General features: G+C 43.8%; 1 protein-coding gene. It reads right to left on the bottom strand.

Going from position 1 to position 235, the window contains the following annotated elements; all coding sequences use genetic code 11:
- Positions 1-235 (bottom strand): ABC transporter permease subunit (locus AAEZ08_RS23470; RefSeq protein ID WP_500125249.1); only part of this gene is annotated, 235 nt, incomplete at both ends.

The raw sequence follows: 235 nt of genomic DNA, 5'->3' as shown, positions 1-235 counted from the left end.
GGCTAATGCCATCATAATAGTTTGGTTAATACCAGCCATAATAGTCGGCATTGCTAACGGAATTTGCACGCCAAATAATCGCTGCATTGGGCTCGCACCATAAGCGGTGGCAGCTTCTAACACTTCTTTATCAACAAGGCGTATACCTAAGTTTGTTAAACGAATTACTGGAGGAATCGCATAGATAATCACCGCAATCACACCCGGCACTTTACCGATACCCAGTAACATAACC

The sequence above is a fragment of the Pseudomonas sp. E45-MNA-CIBAN-0222 genome (assembly GCF_040310405.1).
Lineage (GTDB): Bacteria > Pseudomonadota > Gammaproteobacteria > Pseudomonadales > Pseudomonadaceae > Stutzerimonas > Stutzerimonas stutzeri_AC.
The sequence above is the reverse complement of the archived record's forward strand: the minus strand, read 5'-3'. Positions and strand labels throughout refer to the sequence as shown.